3 protein-coding genes are annotated in these 2,447 nt (G+C 68.2%); 1 reads left to right on the forward strand and 2 read right to left on the reverse strand.

Going from position 1 to position 2,447, the window contains the following annotated elements; genetic code table 11:
• Window positions 1-355 precede the first annotated feature (355 nt).
• Window positions 356-1,489 (reverse strand): hypothetical protein, encoded by a 1,134-nt coding sequence (locus K0M70_RS02750; RefSeq protein ID WP_290778960.1) that lies wholly within the window; start codon window positions 1,487-1,489, stop codon window positions 356-358.
• Window positions 1,490-1,694: 205 nt separating this feature from the next.
• On the opposite strand from K0M70_RS02750, the gene K0M70_RS02755 reads away from it, so the two are divergent.
• Window positions 1,695-1,961: a DksA/TraR family C4-type zinc finger protein gene (locus K0M70_RS02755; protein WP_290778963.1), complete on the forward strand. Its 267-nt coding sequence runs from the start codon at window positions 1,695-1,697 to the stop codon at window positions 1,959-1,961.
• A gap of 7 nt (window positions 1,962-1,968) precedes the next feature.
• On the opposite strand, the gene K0M70_RS02760 is transcribed toward K0M70_RS02755, so the two are convergent.
• Window positions 1,969-2,136: a hypothetical protein gene (locus tag K0M70_RS02760; RefSeq protein ID WP_290778965.1), complete on the reverse strand. Its 168-nt coding sequence runs from the start codon at window positions 2,134-2,136 to the stop codon at window positions 1,969-1,971.
• Window positions 2,137-2,447: the final 311 nt, after the last annotated feature.

Below are 2,447 nucleotides of genomic sequence, written 5' to 3' on the forward strand. Positions count from 1 at the left end.
TGCTGCAGGCGGTCTCGGCGACGCTGCCAGCGGGAACGGGGCAGGGTGGGATGGTCGGGGGTCATGACCCATGATGGCCCATGCGGACTGGCCAGTCGGGACTCGCGCCTGAACGCGCAAAGAAAAAGGCCAGTGCCTCACCGCGACGTATCGCGGTGCGGCACTGGCCCTTCATGCAGCGCGAGGCTGCGGCGGCTCAGCGGCCCTTGAGGCGGGCGGCGCGGCGGCGGTTGCGGGCTTTCTTCTTCATGGCAGGGGCCTGGGTGAGGGAATCGGGGGCGCAGTGTCCCACATTACGGGCCAGGACGCCCGCTTTTCTCGCCAGATCAGTGGCTTGGCTGCGCCAAAGCCACCCTCAGAGGTTCACCGCGGGTCCGTTCACGCCCGCATAGCCGCTGGCGCAGCCGGTGGTGCAGGTCGTGCCCAGCATGTTGTAGACGATGCGTCCGGCGTTGGTCTTCGAGCGCACGTGGCCAACGCCGTTGCTCAGGTCGCCGCCGCCGAAGTTGAGCGGGCTGCCGTCCGACCAGTCCCAGTCGTAGGCATAGGCGCTGCTGCCGGCGCCGATGTCCACCTGTGCCTTGACGTTGCTGCGGGCGTTGAACAGCGCGCCGCTGGAACAGGTGCTGGCGTAGCTGGTGGTGAAGCAGTGCACCTGGTCCCGCAGCCCGGCGGTGATGGTGTAGAACGACACCGCCGTGAACGTGGCGGGCAGGGTGCGCAGGCTGCCCGTGCCGCTGCCGGTCCAGCGGTTGTAGCCGTAGTAGGCCACGCCCGTGCTGGGGTACAGGCCGAAGGTGTAATAGGTGAACGGGTAGAAACCTTCGGCATTGCAGGTGGGCGCGTAGGGCGAAATGTAGCCGGTGGCCAGGCAGGTGCGCAGGCCGCGGATGCCGCCGGCGATGTTGACGAAGCGGCGCACGCTGCCGGCGCTGCCGTAGTACTTCATCGTCGCCAGGGCCATCGACGACCCCAGCGAATGCGCCACGATGTCCACCTGGCTCTTGCCGGTATAGGCCTTCACCTTGTTGATGAAAGCGTTCAGCACCGCATACCTGGCGGGCGAGTGGTAGTTGTACTGCGGCAGGGCGCGCTCACTGGCGTCGAGATAGCTGACGCCGAACAGCTCGCAGTCGTTGTACCCCTGGGCCTTGAGCTCGTCGTAGAGGGAGCGGGCCGGCGTGGCGTAACCGCTGACGGCACCGGGCGGCATGTCGAAACTGATGGCGCTGTCGCCGTTGCCGTGGATGAACACCACGGGCGTGCGCGTGGCCGTGCAGGTGCCGCCGCCGAAGCCGCCGCTGCCCACGCCCGGGCTGAAGCCACCGGCGTACTGGCTGGCGCTGCCCTGGCATACGAAGCCATCGTTGCTGCCGCAGTCGAGTGCATGGGCCTGGGAGGGCGCCAGGGCGGCGGTGGTGCCCAACGCCAGCCAAGCTGCGCAGGCAAGCAATGACGTTGGAATGAGCTGCGGCAGTGACATGGACATGCTTTGACTCCCAGGGCTTCAGCCAGGCCCGGGGTGCCGGGGGCTGGGCTGATGCTGGACCCGGGTGGGGCGGGCGCGGTATTGCACCAAAGGACAGGGCGCCCACGCACCGGGAACCGCTCGGCGCCCGCCCGGCCGGGCGAGTTGGAAAACGGCGGGCAAGACACCATATGGTTGACGAGACAGAGACTTGAGGAGGCAGCCCATGGCCACCGGTTGGGCCGGAGACGGCGCGGTACAGGACCAGATTGACGCCACCATCAAGGACGGCATCGAGCGCGTGCGCAGCCAGCTGCCCAAGGGCGCCAGCCTCAAGCGCTGTGAGGAGTGCGACGCGAAGATTCCGGAAGGTCGGCGCAAGGCGCTGCCCGGCGTGCGGCTGTGCGTTGCATGCCAGGAACTGCATGACGCCGAGTCGGGCTCGGTCGGCGGCTACAACCGTCGCGGCAGCAAGGACAGCCAGCTGCGGTAACCGCGCGCTAGCGTGAGTTCATTTCCATGGGCTCGGAGGTACTGGCATAAAGCTCCAGGGCCACCGCCGCGGTGGCCGCGGAGATCAGAACCAGCAGGGCCAGCGCAATCCAGGTCATGGGTTTGCGCAGTATCGATACCAAGCGGCCCTGGGGCGGTTCGCCGTGCGCGTTCATGCCGCCGCCTCAAGTTCGGGGACTGACTGCGCGGGGTTTCGGGCGGCTTGCACCGCGCTGGCCGCGGCTTCGTCAGCACGCGCGGCCGGCGGGACTGGCAGCGTCCGGAGCGGCTCGCGCAGCCAGTCGTCTCGCAGTTCGCCCATGTCGCTCAGGCACAGGGTGCACATCGGGGTTTACCTTGGGTGGAAACAACGCGGGCCGCGCGTCGGCGCTGCACGACGCAAAAACGGCGCGGCTTTTGGGGCCACGCCGCTGCAAACAGGCTTTGCCTGGAACTGGAACGGCGTCCCGGCGGGCAGGGGCCCGTC

The sequence above is a fragment of the Arenimonas sp. genome (genome assembly GCF_019459675.1).
In the GTDB taxonomy this organism is placed as follows: domain Bacteria; phylum Pseudomonadota; class Gammaproteobacteria; order Xanthomonadales; family Xanthomonadaceae; genus Arenimonas.

Coding starts and splice junctions, on each gene's coding strand:
- K0M70_RS02750 (WP_290778960.1), bottom strand. CDS start 1,489: ATGTCCATGTCACTGCCGCAGCTCATTCCAACGTCATTGCTTGCCTGC.
- K0M70_RS02755 (WP_290778963.1), top strand. CDS start 1,695: ATGGCCACCGGTTGGGCCGGAGACGGCGCGGTACAGGACCAGATTGAC.
- K0M70_RS02760 (WP_290778965.1), bottom strand. CDS start 2,136: ATGAACGCGCACGGCGAACCGCCCCAGGGCCGCTTGGTATCGATACTG.